The sequence below is a fragment of the Rhizobium sp. BK512 genome (genome assembly GCF_014194915.1).
Classification (GTDB): domain Bacteria; phylum Pseudomonadota; class Alphaproteobacteria; order Rhizobiales; family Rhizobiaceae; genus Rhizobium.
In genome coordinates this window covers 219,651-234,928 of sequence record NZ_JACIAS010000001.1, presented here as the reverse complement: position 1 = coordinate 234,928, position 15,278 = coordinate 219,651, and the positions used below count along the sequence as shown (strand labels likewise).

General features: G+C 61.9%; 18 protein-coding genes and 1 riboswitch. Of the genes, 6 read left to right on the top strand and 12 right to left on the bottom strand.

The window, feature by feature from the left end; translation table 11 throughout:
• Positions 1-64 precede the first annotated feature (64 nt).
• Positions 65-448, top strand: coding sequence for a hypothetical protein (locus tag FHX06_RS01240; protein WP_183877757.1), 384 nt, complete (start codon positions 65-67; stop codon positions 446-448).
• A 94-nt stretch (positions 449-542) separates the two neighbouring features.
• Here FHX06_RS01240 and FHX06_RS01235 read toward each other — a convergent pair whose 3' ends face one another.
• Positions 543-1,661: a metallophosphoesterase gene (locus FHX06_RS01235; protein ID WP_183877755.1), complete on the bottom strand. Its 1,119-nt coding sequence runs from the start codon at positions 1,659-1,661 to the stop codon at positions 543-545.
• 131 nt (positions 1,662-1,792) lie between these two features.
• Positions 1,793-2,686, bottom strand: a complete 894-nt coding sequence (gene gcvA / locus FHX06_RS01230; RefSeq protein ID WP_113016773.1) for a transcriptional regulator GcvA — start codon at positions 2,684-2,686, stop codon at positions 1,793-1,795.
• A gap of 117 nt (positions 2,687-2,803) precedes the next feature.
• Between gcvA and FHX06_RS01225 the strand changes: the two genes are divergently transcribed.
• Together FHX06_RS01225 and FHX06_RS01220 are read left to right on the top strand one after the other, a co-directional pair.
• Positions 2,804-3,508 (top strand): SDR family oxidoreductase, encoded by a 705-nt coding sequence (locus FHX06_RS01225; RefSeq protein ID WP_113016774.1) that lies wholly within the window; start codon positions 2,804-2,806, stop codon positions 3,506-3,508.
• A gap of 122 nt (positions 3,509-3,630) precedes the next feature.
• Entirely contained in the window at positions 3,631-3,846 is a 216-nt protein-coding gene (locus tag FHX06_RS01220; protein ID WP_018115036.1) for a hypothetical protein, read from the top strand.
• Positions 3,847-3,892: 46 nt separating this feature from the next.
• Here the strand turns inward: FHX06_RS01220 and FHX06_RS01215 are convergent, their stop codons facing one another.
• From FHX06_RS01215 to FHX06_RS01190, 6 genes are all read right to left on the bottom strand, one after another.
• The gene (locus FHX06_RS01215; protein ID WP_183877753.1) at positions 3,893-5,026 is read right to left on the bottom strand and encodes a transporter substrate-binding domain-containing protein; all 1,134 of its coding nucleotides are present in this window, start codon (positions 5,024-5,026) and stop codon (positions 3,893-3,895) included.
• A 193-nt stretch (positions 5,027-5,219) separates the two neighbouring features.
• The gene (locus FHX06_RS01210; RefSeq protein ID WP_183877751.1) at positions 5,220-5,993 is read right to left on the bottom strand and encodes a class I SAM-dependent methyltransferase; all 774 of its coding nucleotides are present in this window, start codon (positions 5,991-5,993) and stop codon (positions 5,220-5,222) included.
• 3 nt (positions 5,994-5,996) lie between these two features.
• Positions 5,997-6,761: an ABC transporter ATP-binding protein gene (locus FHX06_RS01205; protein ID WP_183877749.1), complete on the bottom strand. Its 765-nt coding sequence runs from the start codon at positions 6,759-6,761 to the stop codon at positions 5,997-5,999.
• Positions 6,758-7,783, bottom strand: a complete 1,026-nt coding sequence (locus tag FHX06_RS01200) for an iron chelate uptake ABC transporter family permease subunit (protein ID WP_210300365.1) — start codon at positions 7,781-7,783, stop codon at positions 6,758-6,760. Before FHX06_RS01200 ends, FHX06_RS01205 begins: the two co-directional genes overlap by 4 nt.
• Before the next feature lie 11 nt (positions 7,784-7,794).
• Positions 7,795-8,811 (bottom strand): ABC transporter substrate-binding protein, encoded by a 1,017-nt coding sequence (locus tag FHX06_RS01195; protein ID WP_112969459.1) that lies wholly within the window; start codon positions 8,809-8,811, stop codon positions 7,795-7,797.
• A 170-nt stretch (positions 8,812-8,981) separates the two neighbouring features.
• A riboswitch (cobalamin riboswitch) is annotated at positions 8,982-9,232 on the bottom strand.
• A 57-nt stretch (positions 9,233-9,289) separates the two neighbouring features.
• Positions 9,290-10,522 carry a metallochaperone AztD gene (locus tag FHX06_RS01190; RefSeq protein WP_113210495.1) on the bottom strand — a complete coding sequence of 411 codons (1,233 nt, stop codon included), beginning with the start codon at positions 10,520-10,522 and terminating at the stop codon, positions 9,290-9,292.
• Positions 10,523-10,826: 304 nt separating this feature from the next.
• Here FHX06_RS01190 and FHX06_RS01185 point away from each other — a divergent pair, with 304 nt between their 5' ends.
• Positions 10,827-11,885, top strand: coding sequence for an NAD(P)-dependent alcohol dehydrogenase (locus tag FHX06_RS01185; protein WP_113210496.1), 1,059 nt, complete (start codon positions 10,827-10,829; stop codon positions 11,883-11,885).
• A 6-nt stretch (positions 11,886-11,891) separates the two neighbouring features.
• On the opposite strand, the gene FHX06_RS01180 is transcribed toward FHX06_RS01185, so the two are convergent.
• Entirely contained in the window at positions 11,892-12,791 is a 900-nt protein-coding gene (locus tag FHX06_RS01180; protein WP_113115026.1) for a LysR family transcriptional regulator, read from the bottom strand.
• A gap of 176 nt (positions 12,792-12,967) precedes the next feature.
• Here FHX06_RS01180 and FHX06_RS01175 point away from each other — a divergent pair, with 176 nt between their 5' ends.
• Together FHX06_RS01175 and FHX06_RS01170 are read left to right on the top strand one after the other, a co-directional pair.
• A complete protein-coding gene (locus FHX06_RS01175) occupies positions 12,968-13,312 on the top strand; it encodes a YidB family protein (RefSeq protein ID WP_018115045.1) in 345 nt (114 codons plus the stop codon).
• Positions 13,313-13,391: 79 nt separating this feature from the next.
• Positions 13,392-13,850, top strand: coding sequence for a hypothetical protein (locus FHX06_RS01170; RefSeq protein WP_112969463.1), 459 nt, complete (start codon positions 13,392-13,394; stop codon positions 13,848-13,850).
• Positions 13,851-13,893: 43 nt separating this feature from the next.
• Here FHX06_RS01170 and FHX06_RS01165 read toward each other — a convergent pair whose 3' ends face one another.
• The 3 genes from FHX06_RS01165 to FHX06_RS01155 are packed head-to-tail and all read right to left on the bottom strand — an operon-like array spanning position 13,894 to position 15,244.
• Entirely contained in the window at positions 13,894-14,514 is a 621-nt protein-coding gene (locus FHX06_RS01165) for an ATP-dependent Clp protease proteolytic subunit (protein WP_112969464.1), read from the bottom strand.
• A 47-nt stretch (positions 14,515-14,561) separates the two neighbouring features.
• Entirely contained in the window at positions 14,562-14,933 is a 372-nt protein-coding gene (locus tag FHX06_RS01160; protein ID WP_113210497.1) for an SRPBCC domain-containing protein, read from the bottom strand.
• Positions 14,930-15,244: an ArsR/SmtB family transcription factor gene (locus FHX06_RS01155; protein ID WP_018115049.1), complete on the bottom strand. Its 315-nt coding sequence runs from the start codon at positions 15,242-15,244 to the stop codon at positions 14,930-14,932. The genes FHX06_RS01160 and FHX06_RS01155 overlap by 4 nt, the downstream gene beginning before the upstream one ends.
• Between the last annotated feature and the right edge of the window lie 34 nt (positions 15,245-15,278).

The following is a 15,278-nucleotide window of genomic DNA, read 5'->3' as shown; positions in this document are numbered from 1 at the left end:
GTTGATGATGGTTGTTGACGAACACGCCATCGCGCGGCGTATAACCAGTTGAAGATTTTAAAATATGTCTGCAACGAGATATGAAAATCTAAAAAGCCTTCGGAAAAACATCATCGTAATAACCGATTTTTTACTTATGTTTTTCATTGCTATCGAGGGATGTGTTATATACAATAATGTTTTTTTCGATAAAAATAGAGATTTATACCAGATCTATTTGAAAAAAAATTATAAAAATTTCGAATTTTTAGATCGAGGTGACGAGCTTTTTATTGCTGCTTCTCGTTATGTTGACTGTAAAAACTCAAAAATAAATAGGGGGGAGAGAGTTGATATTCTCTATGAGAGGATATTCTTCATTGAAGTCGCAGTTTATCTTGAAGTGGATATTGGCGAGCAGACTCAAGATGGGTGTGTAGAGCAAGTGCTCGTCAGAAACGTTCCTTAACCAATTAAATCCTGACGCGCGAAACGACGGAGCGAATATAGCGGGCTTGAACCCTCTTGGGGGCGTATAACAAGGCATACCATGCTTATTGAGGTCAGGCGCGTCTGCGCAGCGTGAATACCGTCAGTTCCGAGGGGCGGCCGAGCCTGAGCGCAAAGCCCGGCCAGAGCGCAGTCCCGTTATTGACATAGAGCTGCATGCCGCCGACGTGGTAGTGGCCGGAGACGAAACCGCCATTGGCGCGGGCGACCAGACGATCGAGGCCGAACACCATGCCGCCATGGGTATGGCCGGACAGCTGCAGCGCAATGCCTCTCTTGGCGGTCTCGGCTGCCATTCTCGGCTGATGATCGAGGAGAATGACCGGGGCTTCGGCCGGAGCGCCGTTCAATGCCGCGGCAAGGTCCGGATTCGGCATGGTTCTGCCGAAAGCCGCAAGATCCGTCACGCCTGCAATGACGATGCGGCTCGCCTCGCGCTCGATGACGGCGTGCTCGTTCATCAGCATACGCATGCCGAGACTGGCGTCGTGCTGCATCCATTCGTCGTAGCCGAAATAATATTCGTGATTGCCGGGGATGGCGAAGATGCCGTCGGGCGCCCGAAGCTTCGCCAGAGGGGCGACATCCGCCCGCCGCTTTTCGAGGCGGCCGTCGATGAAATCGCCGGTCACGACGATCAGGTCGGTTTTCAGCTCATTGGCCTTCCTGACGAGGGTTTCGGCCCAGGAGGCCGGGAAGAGGCGGCTGAGATGCAGGTCGGTCAATTGCAGCAGGCGGTAGCCCTCGAAGGCTTCGGGGAGGTCCCGGATCGATATCTCGACATTTTTCACGGGCGGAATGCGCACGGCTCCGGCAACGCCGAAAGCGGCCAGACCGAAGGCTGCAAGTCCGATGACATAGCGGACTTCAGGGGGCACGGCCGGAAATCGGCCCTCGATGAGGGCAAGGACAAGCGAGACGACATCGAGCGCGATCTGGAAGACGGCGAGCAGGAGCGTGGCGCCGAAGAGGAAATTCAGCACGATAATCAGCGGGCGCGGATATTCGGGCGCGAAGACGGAACCCGAGGATATACGGTTCAGCAGCACCTGCTGCGAGGCGATGAGGAGCAGGCCGGCAAGCAGGGCCTTGGCGGGCCAAATCCATGGCAGGGGGAGAATGAATCTCAGGACGACGACGAGCCAGGGGAGCCCGAGAACGAAATGGAACATCAAATAGGCCTGTGATTATCGATGCTTATTGGAGGCAATGAAGAGATTGAATCTGGTGTCTCCGGCGTTCTGCACAAGAGGCTCGTCAGTCTATATGTTCGCCAGCCTGGCCTTGGCCCAGGCGCAAGCGCTCAGCCTGGCGTCTGCGCTTCGGCGAACAACCATCCGATCACGGTTTCCCGCGCGGCAGATTTCCGGTGGCGGGGCCAGACGAGGTAGATATCCGAAGGGCCGCGCAGCCTGGCTTCGAAAACACGCACCAGCCGGCCCCGGGCGAGGTCTTCGGTGACGAAGCCGCCATTGGCAAGAACGATGCCCTGTCCGGCAATCGCCGCCTCGATGGCGTGCGCGGTCTGCGAAAAGCTGATGCCCTTGAAGGTGGGGCTGCTGCTGTTGGCGAGGTGGCGCTCGACGAATTCAGGCCAGAGATTGTGGGCATCGTGCAGCAGCGGATAGGCTGAAAGCTCCTCGGCCGTGCGCGGCGGGTTGCGGCCGGCAAGCAGCAGCGGGCTGCAGACGGCGATGACCTCCTGTTCGAACAGGAGCTCGGCATTCAGCCCCGGTCCGAAGGGCGGACGGCCATAGCGGACGGCGAGATCGACGCCATCGGCGGCGAAATTCGAAATGCGCTCGGTCGCCAGGATATGCAGGTCGAGATCGGGATGCAGGGCGGTGAAGTCAGGCAGGCGCGGGATCAGCCATTTCGACGCGAAGGTCGGCGTCGTGCTGATCGTAAGCTTGATCGCCTGCGGCTTCAGCTCGTCCGTTGCCCGAGCGATGATCTCGAAGGCGCGCCTGATATCGGCGATGTAGCGTCTGCCCTCGGCGGTCAGCGCCAGCGTGCGGGGAAGCCGTTCGAACAGGGTCATGCCGAGTTGCGCCTCGAGCCCGCGGACCTGCTGGGCGACGGCGCCCTGCGTGACACCAAGCTCTTCGGCGGCGAGCCTGAAGTTGAGGTGTCGCGCGGCGACCTCGAAGGCTCTGAGGCCATTGAGGGAGGGAAGCTTGCCCGGGATATCGCTCATCGAGTAGTTTTTCTACTGGCAAAGAAGAGGAGAACTGTTTCGCGCTCCCGCAGCGAACATGATACCGTGCACACAGATACCAATCAATCGACGATATCGTTTCAGGAGGGCACCGGCATGTCAGTAGAAAAAGTGGCCGTAATCACGGCAGGCGGCAGCGGCATGGGAGCCGAAAGCGCAAGACGCCTTGCGGCCGATGGCTACAAGGTCGCGATCCTGTCTTCATCCGGCAAGGGCGAGGCGCTTGCCCGGGAACTCGGCGGTGTGGGCGTGACCGGCTCCAACCAGTCGAACGACGATCTGAAGCGGCTGGTCGATGCCGCGATGGGCGCCTGGGGCCGCATCGATGTTCTCGTCAACAGCGCTGGCCATGGGCCACGCGCCGCGCTCAACGAGATCACCGACGAGCAGTGGCATACGGGCATGGACGTCTATCTGATGAACGTCATCCGCCCGGTGCGGCTGGTCACCCCGATCATGCAGGCGCAGAAGAAGGGCGCGATCGTCAATATCTCGACGGCCTGGGTCTTCGAGCCGTCGACGATGTTTCCGACTTCGGCGGTCTTCCGCGCCGGCCTTGCCGCCTATACCAAGCTCTTTGCCGACACCTATGCGGCCGAAAACATCCGCATGAACAACGTGCTGCCCGGCTGGATCGACAGCCTTCCGGCCACCGAGGCGCGACGCGAGACCGTGCCGATGCAGCGCTATGGCACGAGTGCGGAAGTGGCGGCGACCATCGCGTTTCTGGTGTCCGACGGGGCGGGGTATATTACCGGCCAGAGCCTGAAGGTGGATGGCGGGTTGATGCGGTCGGTCTGAGGGGCTGGATGGCGGACGGCTGGTTGTCGAGGGCAGGGTAGCTTGAACTATTCCGCTCTCAGCCTATTGTCAGGCGGTGGACATTGCGCCCATGCCCGCGACGATCGAGAAGGCCAGATGCCATGAACAAGTTCACCGTAACCATCACGCGAGAGATCGAGGCCGATACCGCCGAGGAGGCTGCGCTTCTCCTCTATCAGGAGCTTGCCAGGGACGCGGCGCCGCTTCGCTATCTGGTCGCCGATGAGACGAAGCGGACGCGGACTGTGACGCTCGATCGGGCAAAGGCGGATGAATTCGCAGCCGTCGATCACACTGCCGATCCAGGTAACTGGTAGGCGGGATGGCAGGTGCCGGGGCGGGGAGGACCGCTCGCCCGGGCCATCATTTTTTCTCCCCGAGATACTGAAACAGCGTCTCCTTCCACGCCTCGTCGTGGATCGCTTCGAGAATGGCGACATCGATAGGCTTGCGGTAGCGGCTGCCGGCGGGCATCGCCATGCCGTAGTTCTGCGGCTCGAAGACGGTGTCCAGTACTTGCACGCTGGTCGGAAACTGCTGTTCGGCCGTCCAGGCAAGCAGCGGCTTGTCATAGACGAAGGCATCGATCGAGCCTGACGTCAGCGCGCGGAAGCCGTCCTGCACATTGGCGAAATCCCGGTGCCTGATGCGTTCCCCGTCGAGAAATCCTGTGGTCGCCGAACCCGACACGGCACCGACGCGTGCCCGCGGCAGGTCTTCTGCGCCGTTCACCAGTCCCCTGATCTGACGCGTCGTGAGCGCGGAGGTGACGCTTGCGGTGAAGACGGCGATGGTGATGATCGACATGACCATCCAGAGGATCGCGAGCGTTCGTCCTCCGAGCGTTTTCGGGCCGCGATGACCGGTACTTGCCTGCGTCATGGCTTCAGCCGACCACCAGATGCTCGCGCCGAGCCCCCTGGCGGCGCCGCCGCCGAAATCCTCGTTGTGGCGGTGCTCGAAGAGCCAGATCAGGGCGCCAACGGCCAGCGAGATGCCGATGAGGGCGCCGACCGCCTGCAGGAAGCCGAGGGATGTCATCGTCTGGGTGATTTCGTACCAGACGGAAGTGCTGTGGACGGAGACGGCGATGCCGAGGCCGGTATTGTAGAATGGCTGGGAGAAATCGACATTGCGCTCCCGGTCGGCCGTGATGGTGATGGCGGCGACGGAGAGATCGTAGTCGCCGCGCTTCGTCGCCTCGATCAGGCGCTGCACCGAGGGTTCCTCGACCAGCCGATATTTGAGCCCGAGTTTTTCCGCGACCTGGCGCCAGAGTTCGATCGACAGGCCGGTCCAACTGCCATCCGGCCCCTTCATGGCAAAGGGCGGGGCCTCCTTAGTGCCGACCACCAGTTCGCGGTCCGGAAATTCAGGCGGAGCGGCAAACGCGTGCCGTGGGAAGGATCCGGCCAGACAAAGGAAAAACGCCAGAATGGCGAACGGCAGAGCGCGTTGCCTGCTTTTGCCGGATGAGGGCGCGGTGGTCTTTGCCATAACACCTTTCCCTTCCTGCATCAGGTGAACTGCCGCTTCGTTCGTCGATCATCCTGAACGGCTGACGGCGTCCGACAAGTACGCAACGGTAAATGCATCGATCATTTACGGTGGCGGGCATTTGGCACAGGCTGGCTTCAGACCTCGGCAAATCGCGACACCTCCAGAAATGGGCGTGCGGCAAATGCAGGCATCAGGGCCGCCGGCAGGCCAGGATGAAGCGGCGGTAGACGAGGGTTCGGAGCCTATTTCGGAGATTGGCATTCCTGCGCTGCGCCCTCGCGATCGGGGCGTGGGAATGAAGCGCGATGTCTGTAAAGCCTGCCGATCTCAAGAGCGGCAGGAGCATGTTGGGGCGGAGACCCTGGCCGAAGGGCAGGGCTGACATGATGCGGGCGTGGCGGGTGCTGAGTGCGCCGTCATAGTTCTTGTCGGCGCCGATGAGGCGGTCGATCCAGGAGATCAGCAGGCTGGCGACGCGGCCGGTCGGTTTCGGGCTTGCCCAGTCACCATCGAAGAAAAGCAACAGGCCGCCGGGCTTGAGGATGCGGAACCATTCGCGAAAGGTTTCTTGCGGCCGGGTCAGCGTCCAGACGAGATGGCGGCAGATGATGGCGTCATAGCTCGCGTCCGGCTCCAGGGTGTTTTCGGCGTCTGCCAGGATGAAGCGCAGGCGCTCCTTGCCGGCGTGTTTGGCGCGGGCAACCTTCAGCATCGCTTCGGAGAAATCGAGAGCGGTGACGTCATGGCCGAGATCGTGGATCAGGCGGGTCACTTCGCCGGTGCCGCAGGCAAGTTCCAGCACGCGTTTCGGCTCGGGGCCGAGGGCTTTGCGGATCGGCTTCTGCCAGGCGTCCGCCTCCGGGCCGGGGGCGATCCTGTGGCCGAAGGCGAGGTCGAAGGTTTCCGAGCGTTTCGACCAGTAGTCGCGGATTTCTTCCTTAAGATCGAAATTCACTCCATCCATGTCTTACCCCATCCGATACTGGATATGTGCGCGGCCATGCACGGGTGATTTTTCGATATGGGCACGCACGCCGAAGACGCGGGCGATCAGCGCTTCGGTCAGCACTTCCTCGGGCGTGCCTGCTGCCACGACCTCGCCCTTCTGCAGCACGGCCAGGTGATCGCAGAACATCGCTGCCAGATTGAGATCGTGCAGCGCGATGATGGAGGTGAGGCCGAGTTTGGCGACCAGCGCCAGGATATCGAGCTGGTGCTGGATATCGAGATGGTTGGTCGGCTCGTCGAGCAGGAGTTCGCTCGGGGTCTGGGCCAGCGCCCGCGCAATATGCACCCGTTGCCGCTCGCCGCCAGACAGTGTCTGCCAGAGCTGGCCGGCGCGTTCGCCCATGTCGACGCGGGCGAGTGCTTCTTCGACCGCGGCATCGTCATCAGGTGCCCAGGAGGAGAGGAGGCCGCGATGCGGCGTGCGGCCGAGGCGGACGATATCGCGCACGGTGAGCTGCGTATCCGTCGTCGTCTGCTGCTCGACGAAGGCTATGCGGCGGGCAAGGGCGGCGCGCGAAAGGCCGGAGACATCATCGTCGCCGAGGCGGATGACGCCGGATCTGACCTGCCGCAGCCGGCAGATCAGGCGCAGCAGGCTGGATTTGCCGGAGCCGTTCGGCCCGAGCAGGCCGAGCACCTTGCCCTTTTCGACTGATATGCTGACGCCGTTGACGATGACGGTATTGCCGGCGGCATAGGTGACCTTGTCGACGGTGATGGTCATGCGCTTCTCCGCACGCGATAGAGGATGATGGCGAAGGCCGGAGCGCCGAAGAGCGCGGTGACGACGCCGATCGGCAGGATCTGCTGCGGAATGATGATGCGTGAGACGATGTCGGCGCCGACCATGAAGATCGCCCCGCCGAGCGCTGTCGCCGGCAGCAGGCGGCCATGTGCGGGGCCGACGAGAAAGCGGGCGGCATGGGGAATGACGAGGCCGACGAAGCCGATTGAGCCCACAATGCTGACGACGCCTGCCGTCATCGCCGCTGTCACGCCGAGCAGGGTGAACTGTACGCGGCGCACGGCGATGCCGAGGGAGGCTGCGGCATCCGTGCCAAAGGCGAAGGCATCGAGCGCACGCACATGGGCAAGGCAGACGACAAAGCCTGTCAGTGCGACCGGCACGGAAAGATAGACATCCGGCCAGCGCACGCCGGAAAGCGACCCCAAGAGCCAGAAGAGCACGCCACGCGCCTGTTCGGCATTGGCCGAGGTCGTGACGATATAGGAGGTCAGCGCATTGAAGAGCTGCGAGCCCGCCACGCCGCAGAGAATGATGCGCTCGCTGGTGCCGCCAGCACCGGCCGCCAGGATGCCGACCAGCAGAAAGGCGACGACGGCGCCGATGAAGGCACCGCCGGAGAGACTGAGCACGCCATAGCCGAGACCTGATATCATGACGCAGACCGCGCCGGTGGAGGCGCCGGCTGAAATTCCGAGCACATAGGGTTCGGCAAGCGGATTGCGCAGCAGCGCCTGCAGCACCGTGCCGCACACTGCCAGCGATGCGCCGGCACTGGCCGCCGCCAGCGCGCGGCTGAGGCGGTAATCCCAGACGATGCCCTGATGGATGCGGCTGAGCTCGAATGCCGTGCCGAAGAGGCGGTTGGAAACCGCTTCTGCCGTGGTGGCGAGCGGGATTGATATCTCGCCGATCGATACGGCGAGACTGATCATGATACCGAGCAGGAGGAGGGCGGCGATGGTGAGCGTGGCAAGCGCCCACCATTTCCTCTGTGGCAAGGCAGCCTGGCTCACTGGGCCAGACCGAAGGACTGGATGCCCTTTGCCAGCGTCTCGATGCCGTCGATGGTTCTGATCGTCGGGTTCATCGACTGCGCGTCCATCATGATGAAGCGCTTGTTCCTGACGGCATCGAGCTCTTTCGTAACCGGATCGTTTTCCAGGAAATCCACCTTCACCTTGGGATCATCGGCGGCATAGCGGCGGCGGTCCATGGTGGCGATGACGATGACGGCGGGATTGGCCTGCGAAATCGTTTCCCAGCCGACGAGGGGCCATTCCTCTTCCGTCGTGACGACGTTCTTCGCCCCGAGCGTCTTCAGGATATAGGCTGGCGCGCTGTTCTTGCCGGCGATGAAGGCATCGCCTTTCACTTCCTTGCTGGAGAACCAGAAGACGACCGGCAGGTTCTTTGCCGCAGCACCGGCAACAGAGGCAACGGCCGCGGCCTCCCGCTTCTTCAGGTCGGCGATGACAGCATCGCCGCGGTCTTTCACGTCGAAGATCTCGGAGAGTTCGGCGATTTCCTGATAGATCAGGTCCATCGTGAACAGTTCCTTGCGCACGCCATCGCCGCCGTCGGTATTGATCTTGGCGACGCAATCGGCCGGCGCGACATAGGTGTTGATGCCGAGATCCCCAAACTGCTCGCGCTTGCCGACGGAGCCTTGCGTGCCGACATGCCATTCGAATTCGGCAGCCACCAGATCGGGCTCCGCGCCGACGACGGATTCGAAGCTCGGGTCATTGTCGGCCAGCCGTTTGATCCTGCTGTTGACATCGGCATATTGCGGCAGAACCGGGCCGACCCAGACGGCCGTGCCGGCAATCTTGTCGGCAAGGCCGAGCGAGAACAGCACTTCGGTCATGCCCTGGCCGATCGAGACGATCTTGGCCGGTGCCTTTTCGAAGGTGACCTGCTGGCCGCAATTGGTGAGGGTGAGGGGATATTGGGTGGCGGCAAGTGCGGGCGCAGCAAAGCCGGCCAGCCCGAGCGCGAGGGAAAAGCTCTTCAGAAGCTGTCGCATGGAAAACTCTCGATCAAAGGAAAAGGGCTAGCGGATGCCGGCGCGCGAACGATGGCCAGCGAGCGGGAGGCTAGCGGCGGATCGTCCAATCGAGACGGATGGATGGCGGCAGGTGGGGAGGGGTCTCGTCAATCATGTCTGCTCCTTGTCCGGGCATCCCCGCCCGGCTTGATTGGATCGTGATCGACGGCAGGTCTCCTGGCTCGCGAATATGTGCCGGTCATCTGCCTTCCCGCGAAATCGCAGTGGCACGGCCCTGAGGCCGAGGGCATGATCGCTGAAGCGATCAACCCCGAGATCGACAATCCGCTTACAGTTGCGGGGGCAGCCACGGTCTCGGTCCCTCTTGGGTCGTCCTCACCGTGTTCCCTATTATTCCCCTCGGAGTTCTCTTCGGGGAACCGTCGCCTCGATCTATGACGCCGCCATGGGCGACGTCAAGCGCCGGAATGCGAAGTGTGTCGGGTCCGAGGCCGCCTTAGTGACTGGCGCCCGAGCCGCCGGCGGCGACAAGCGCGAAGGGCTGGCCCTCGACGGGGATCGTACGCACCTCCTTCAGCGTCTGCGTGCTGACGAGGCGAATCAAGCTGTGACGGGGATCGGTGATGGCGATATCATCGCCGGCAACGGCCAGCCGCGGACGCGGATCGCGCCAATGACCATCCTTGCTGTAGGGCTCGGTCACGGTTTCCGATCTGACGATCTCGCCCTTGACTGTATCGAGCAGATGCAGCCTGCCATCTTCGGTGAGGATATAGGCATTCTGAAACTTTGCCGGATCGAGCACAAAATCGACGCGACGCGTTGGAAGGTCGATGATGCGATAGGGTGCGTCCGTATTATCAGGATCGATCAGCGCCAGCTTGTCCTCTCCGTAATTGCCGAGGAAGAACTGCATCGAGCGGCCGCCGAGCAGCGTCGAGACCTTGCCCCGCGGCAGCGATGCGCCATAGGCGAGCATTTCCACGCTCGGGCCTTCCGCGCCGCTGGGGCGGGCGATGAGCACGCCTTCCTCGCAACCGAAGGCGACGAGGCGGGCGGAGGTTGCCTCGCCATGCAGGCCGGTGCAGGGCGCGACATCGCCGATCTGCCGGCCATCCCGGTCGAGCACCCGCAGGCCCAGGCGTGGCGGCAGTTCGCCCTCCTTGACCGGCGCCTGCATGTTCGGCACGGAGACCAGCAGGTGATTGCCCATCGGCACAGCGACGCCGTGATGGGCGGCGATGGTGTTGACAGCTTTCGGCTCCGGCTTTTCCTGCAGCAGGCTGCTCTCCTTCAAGAGATCGAAGCGGTCGGTCCGGTCGTAGAAAATCGCCACGTCATCGCCATGCGTCACCACATGGCCCGGCTTCTCGCCCTTTATCGTCGCGCCGATCAGCTTCGGCGGCGCCACCTCGAGATCGCGATGCTCTCCATGATCGGAAAGGGCAATGCCGGTATCGATGGCATGAACGACATTCTCTTCGCCCTGGACGGCAAAGACCGTGCGCCCGGTGTCGCTCAGCGACAGGGCGGCATAACCCTTGAGATCGAAGCGGCCGATCTGTCTGCCGCTCGCAAGATCGATGGCGTGGACGACCGGCAGGCTGTGATCAGCCACGAAAAGCCGCCAACTCTCCTGCTGTTCCTCCTCGGCGCGGGAAGCCGATGGCAAGGTGGCGGATGTGAGCGCAGTGGCGACTGCGAAGATAGCGAAAAGGTGCCGGGCCATGAAATCTCCTTTAATGTAATAACATTACATCCCTGTTGTTATAAAGTTACATTTGCCTTGTCCAGTCGCGGCTGTCGAATTTTTGAGAAATTCAGGGCGCCGGCCTTGTTCGATGTCTGGCCGGCTTTTCATCATGACCGGATAGCGGTGTATGACGCAGGCCATCGATAAGCGTTTGCTGAGCCTAGCTCACAAGCCTTTCCCGCATTCCTCGTCTAATCCGGATAATCCATCGACGCTATATCCCATCCGGCACAGCTTCCGGTGTCCGTCAGCTTTCAACAGCCTTGCAAGGGATAAGCCATTGAGAACATCAGCATTTGCCGCAACCGATGCGAACACGCCGTTGCAACCTTTCTCTTTCGACCGCCGGGACCTGCGTCCAGAGGACGTGGCGATCGATATTCTCTATTGCGGCGTCTGCCATACGGACCTGCACATGGCCCGCAACGACTGGGGCTTTTCGGCCTATCCGGTCGTGCCGGGCCATGAGATCGTCGGGCGGGTATCTGCCGTCGGGAGCGCCGTTTCACGCTTCAAGGCGGGCGACAATGTTGCCGTCGGCACGATCGTCGACAGCTGCATGGAGTGCCCCAACTGCCGGCGCAATGAAGAGCAGATGTGCTACAAGGGTGTGACCGTCACCTATAATGGCCAGGACCGGGTGACGGGCGAGACCACCTATGGCGGCTATTCAGATCATATCGTCGTGCGCGAGGAATTCGTTCTCAGCGTGCCCGACGGGCTGGATCTTTCGCGGGTCGGGCCGCTGCTCTGCGCCGGGATTACCACCTATTCGCCGCTGCGTACGTGGAATGTCGGCCCCGGCAGCCGGGTGGGCGTGATCGGGCTTGGCGGGCTCGGGCATCTCGCCGTCAAGTTCGCTTCGGCGCTCGGTGCTGAGGTGACGGTTCTGACGCGCTCGGCGGGCAAGGTCGCGACGGCACGCGAACTCGGTGCCGACAAGGTGCTGCTGTCGACCGATGCCAAGGCGATGGAGGCTGCGGCCTTCGCCTTCGATGTGATCATCGATACCGTGCCTTACGAGCATGATCTCGGCCCCTATCTCGACACGCTCGATTCTGACGGCACGCTGGTCATTGCCGGCTCGCTGGTCGATACGCCGAAATTCAGCAACCTGTCGCTGATCAGGGGGCGCCGGCGCATTGCCGGCACGCCGAGCGGCGGGATCAGGCAGACGCAGGAAATGCTGGATTTCTGCGGCCGCAAGAACATCCTGCCGGAATGCGAGATCATTGCCATGGGCGATATCGCCAAGGCCTTCGAGCGGATGGAGCGCGGCGATGTGCGCTACCGTTTCGTCATCGACATGGCAACGATGCCGGCGGCGCAGGCGGCCTGACGTCGCTCACCGTTTCGGAATGGCGCGCAGCGCTTCCACGAAGACAGAAAGGGCCGGTGGCATCTGTCGCCGGCTCGGATAATAGATGGAATAGCCGGTGAATGGCGGGCAATAGTCTTCCAGCACGCGGATCAGCCGACCGCTTCTGATATGCTCGGCGGTAAAATCCTCGAAGACATAGACGAGGCCGGAGCCTGACAGCGCCGCTTCGACCATCATGTCCGAATCGTTGACCATGAAGCTGCCCGAGACCTTCACTTCGATATCGCGGCCGTCCTCGGTGAATTCCCAGGCATAGGCGCCTCCTACAGAGGTCATGTAATAGGTCACGCAATCGTGGTCGGCGAGGTCGCGCGGGGTTTTCGGTATCGGGTGGCGGGCGAAATATTCGGGCGAGCCGACGATCGCCGCGCGGATATCCGGCCCGATGCGCAGGCCCACCATATCCTTGTCGATGCGTTCGCCGAAGCGAATGCCGGCATCGAAGCGCGAGGCGACGATATCCTCGAACCGATCGCCGATGATGAGCTCCACGCGGATATCCGGGTAGGTGCGGTGAAACGCCGGCAGGATCGGCATGACGAGCGATGTCGCGGCATGTTTGCCCGCGGTGATGCGCACGGTGCCGGAGGGCTTTTCCCTGAGATTGCCGAGTTCCTGCAGGCCGCGATTGATCTCGGCAAAAGCGGGCTGGAGGGTGAGGAGCAGGCGCTCGCCAGCCTCTGTCGTGGCCACGCTGCGGGTGGTGCGGGCGAGAAGGCGCATGCCGAGCCGCTCCTCCAGCTGGCGCATCATGTGGCTGAGACCGGAGGAAGAGATGCCGAGCCGGGCGGCGGCCCTGGTGAAGCTGCGCTCCTCGGCAACGATGAGGAAGGCGGCGAGATCATCGAAATCGTGACGCTTCATTGCTGATCTGTCTTCAGGAGTGAAAGGGAATGCGGCGGCTGCCTCACATATTTAGGGCAAGGGCGAGGGTGCCTGCAAGATCGGTGCCCGGTGCGACCCTTGGTCCTGCAAATCCGCAATGACACTAATTTGACTTCGTGCTAATGTAGAATCTACTGATGGTCGGAGGAGTAACCATGAGTATTTTCGATGGCTTAGGCGGCGTTCTCTCTGACGTGCTTGCCGGCAGGCAAGTCGATTACGTCGCGGTTGCAACCAGAATATTCGACAATGCCGGCGGCCTGCAGGGCATTGTCTCCCAGCTCAACTCGGCGGGTCTCGGCCAGCAGGTTTCATCCTGGATCGGCACCGGCCACAATCTCCCGGTATCGGCAGAACAGATCGAGGCAGCCTTGTCCTCCGATCAGCTGCGCGACCTTGCCGCCAAGTTCGGCGTCAACACCGACGAGGTCTCCAAGCTGCTTGCCGAGCATCTGCCGCAAGCGGTCGATGCGGCAACGCCCAATGGTACCGTTTCGTAAGCCTGGAAGATGCGGGGCCACGGTGATGCGCGGCCCCGATGACGTGCGTGCCTTGACTGCCCCCAACCGAGGATATCCCATGATTGCGAGATTGCTTGTGCCCGCTTCCGCCGGAGCGTTGATTGCCGCCGCCTTCTTCGTCTCCCCGGCCTCTGCGCTGACCATGAAGGAATGCAGCGCCAAATATCAGACGGCCAAGGCCGATGGCTCGGCCAAGGACATGAAGTGGAACGATTTCCGGGCGAAATTCTGCGGCGCGGATGCGGCCGCCGAAGATGCCGCCGATGACAAGGCAGTCGCCGCAACGACGGACAAGGAGCCCGAAAAGGCGACGATGAAGGCGCCCAAGGGCGTGACCATGCCGAAGGCGATCGACAAGAAATATGCAAGCGAAACGCCCGGCAAGGGCCGGCTGCATACTTGCGTCGACAGCTACCATGCCAACAAGGATGCCGGCACGCTGAACGATCTGAAATGGATCCAGAAGGGCGGCGGCTACTGGAGCCTCTGCAATACGGCGCTCAAGGCCGGCGGCTGAGGCTTAACCGAACGGAGTCGATGTCATCGATAGATGGCATCGACTATTCCGGCATGGCCTCCGTCGGTTCTTCGCGATCCTGCAGAATACGGTCGATGAGGCCCCATTCCAGGGCTTCCTCGGCCGTCATGAAGCGGTCGCGGTCCATCGCCTGTTCGAACTCATCATAGGATCGCCCGCAATGCTCGGCGTAGAGGCCGGTCATGCGCAGCTTGATCTTCCGGATTTCTTCGGCATGGATGAAGATGTCGGACGCTTGTCCCTGGAAGCCGCCGAGGGGCTGGTGGATGAGGATGCTGGCATTGGGCAGGGCCGCCCGTTCGCCCGGCTGGCCGGCCATCAGCAGGAAGGAGCCCATCGAGCGCGCCGTTCCCATGCAGAGCGTGTGCACCGGTGCGCGGATGAAGCGCATCGTGTCGTACATGGCAAAACCGCTGGTGACGACGCCGCCCGGCGAGTTGATATAGAGATTGATCGGCTTCTTCGGGTTCTCCGCTTCGAGGAACAGAAGCTGGGCGCAGACGAGGGCGGAGACCGTGTCGTTGATCTCGCCGTTCAGAAAGATGATCCGCTCGCGCAGGAGGCGGGAATAGATGTCGAAGGATCGCTCCCCTCGGGAGGATTGTTCGACGACCATAGGGACGAGTTGCATCGCTTCGCGCATCGGCGAACTCCAATTTTCCGGTGATTGATGGGGAGAGGCCTGCCGCGTCAGGCGGCGAGCATCATGGTCCGGCTGTTGCCGTTGGCGACCGATTTCCTCAGCTGCTCGACAGTGGCGCCGGTCAGCTCGTGGACGATCCGCAGACTGGTTCCGCCGGCTGCATTCGGCGCGATCGTGAAGGTGACCGTGCTTTCGAGGTAGGGCGGGGCATCGTCGCGCATTCGGTAGCGGATTTCCTTGCCCGGCGTCTCCGAGACGGATTGCGGCTCGGCAAGCGCTTCCTTCGGCAGCCATTTCTCGCGGAATTCCGCAATGCTGATCGCCCGCCAGACCTTTTCCGGCGGCGCATCCAGCTCGTATTTCTGTTCGAAGCCGGCTTGCGGCGCCCTGGCCTGTATCTCGGCCTTCATCTCGTTCATTGGTCCATATCCTTCAGCAAGAGCTTCAGAGCATCGATACGGGCTGGCCAGTAGGCGCGGTATTTCGCCAGCCATTGGGCGATGAGGGCAAGCCCCTCGGGATCGACCTCGTAATTCACGAAACGGCCCTCCTTCTGTTCGCGCACCAGCCGTGCCGACCGCAGCACCGCGAGATGCTGGGACATGGCCGGCTGGCTGATATCCATGCCCTGGCGAAGGGCGCTGGCATTCATGCTGCCGTTCGCCAGCTTTTCGAAGATCGTGCGGCGGGTCGGGTCGGCGAGAGCGCGAAAGATATCATGTTCCATCATGACAACACATAAGCACAGACTTATGCGATTCGCA

Coding starts and splice junctions, on each gene's coding strand:
- FHX06_RS01240 (WP_183877757.1), top strand. CDS start 65: ATGTCTGCAACGAGATATGAAAATCTAAAAAGCCTTCGGAAAAACATC.
- FHX06_RS01235 (WP_183877755.1), bottom strand. CDS start 1,661: ATGTTCCATTTCGTTCTCGGGCTCCCCTGGCTCGTCGTCGTCCTGAGA.
- gcvA (WP_113016773.1), bottom strand. CDS start 2,686: ATGAGCGATATCCCGGGCAAGCTTCCCTCCCTCAATGGCCTCAGAGCC.
- FHX06_RS01225 (WP_113016774.1), top strand. CDS start 2,804: ATGTCAGTAGAAAAAGTGGCCGTAATCACGGCAGGCGGCAGCGGCATG.
- FHX06_RS01220 (WP_018115036.1), top strand. CDS start 3,631: ATGAACAAGTTCACCGTAACCATCACGCGAGAGATCGAGGCCGATACC.
- FHX06_RS01215 (WP_183877753.1), bottom strand. CDS start 5,026: ATGGCAAAGACCACCGCGCCCTCATCCGGCAAAAGCAGGCAACGCGCT.
- FHX06_RS01210 (WP_183877751.1), bottom strand. CDS start 5,993: ATGGATGGAGTGAATTTCGATCTTAAGGAAGAAATCCGCGACTACTGG.
- FHX06_RS01205 (WP_183877749.1), bottom strand. CDS start 6,761: ATGACCATCACCGTCGACAAGGTCACCTATGCCGCCGGCAATACCGTC.
- FHX06_RS01195 (WP_112969459.1), bottom strand. CDS start 8,811: ATGCGACAGCTTCTGAAGAGCTTTTCCCTCGCGCTCGGGCTGGCCGGC.
- FHX06_RS01190 (WP_113210495.1), bottom strand. CDS start 10,522: ATGGCCCGGCACCTTTTCGCTATCTTCGCAGTCGCCACTGCGCTCACA.
- FHX06_RS01180 (WP_113115026.1), bottom strand. CDS start 12,791: ATGAAGCGTCACGATTTCGATGATCTCGCCGCCTTCCTCATCGTTGCC.
- FHX06_RS01175 (WP_018115045.1), top strand. CDS start 12,968: ATGAGTATTTTCGATGGCTTAGGCGGCGTTCTCTCTGACGTGCTTGCC.
- FHX06_RS01170 (WP_112969463.1), top strand. CDS start 13,392: ATGATTGCGAGATTGCTTGTGCCCGCTTCCGCCGGAGCGTTGATTGCC.
- FHX06_RS01165 (WP_112969464.1), bottom strand. CDS start 14,514: ATGCGCGAAGCGATGCAACTCGTCCCTATGGTCGTCGAACAATCCTCC.
- FHX06_RS01160 (WP_113210497.1), bottom strand. CDS start 14,933: ATGAACGAGATGAAGGCCGAGATACAGGCCAGGGCGCCGCAAGCCGGC.
- FHX06_RS01155 (WP_018115049.1), bottom strand. CDS start 15,244: ATGATGGAACATGATATCTTTCGCGCTCTCGCCGACCCGACCCGCCGC.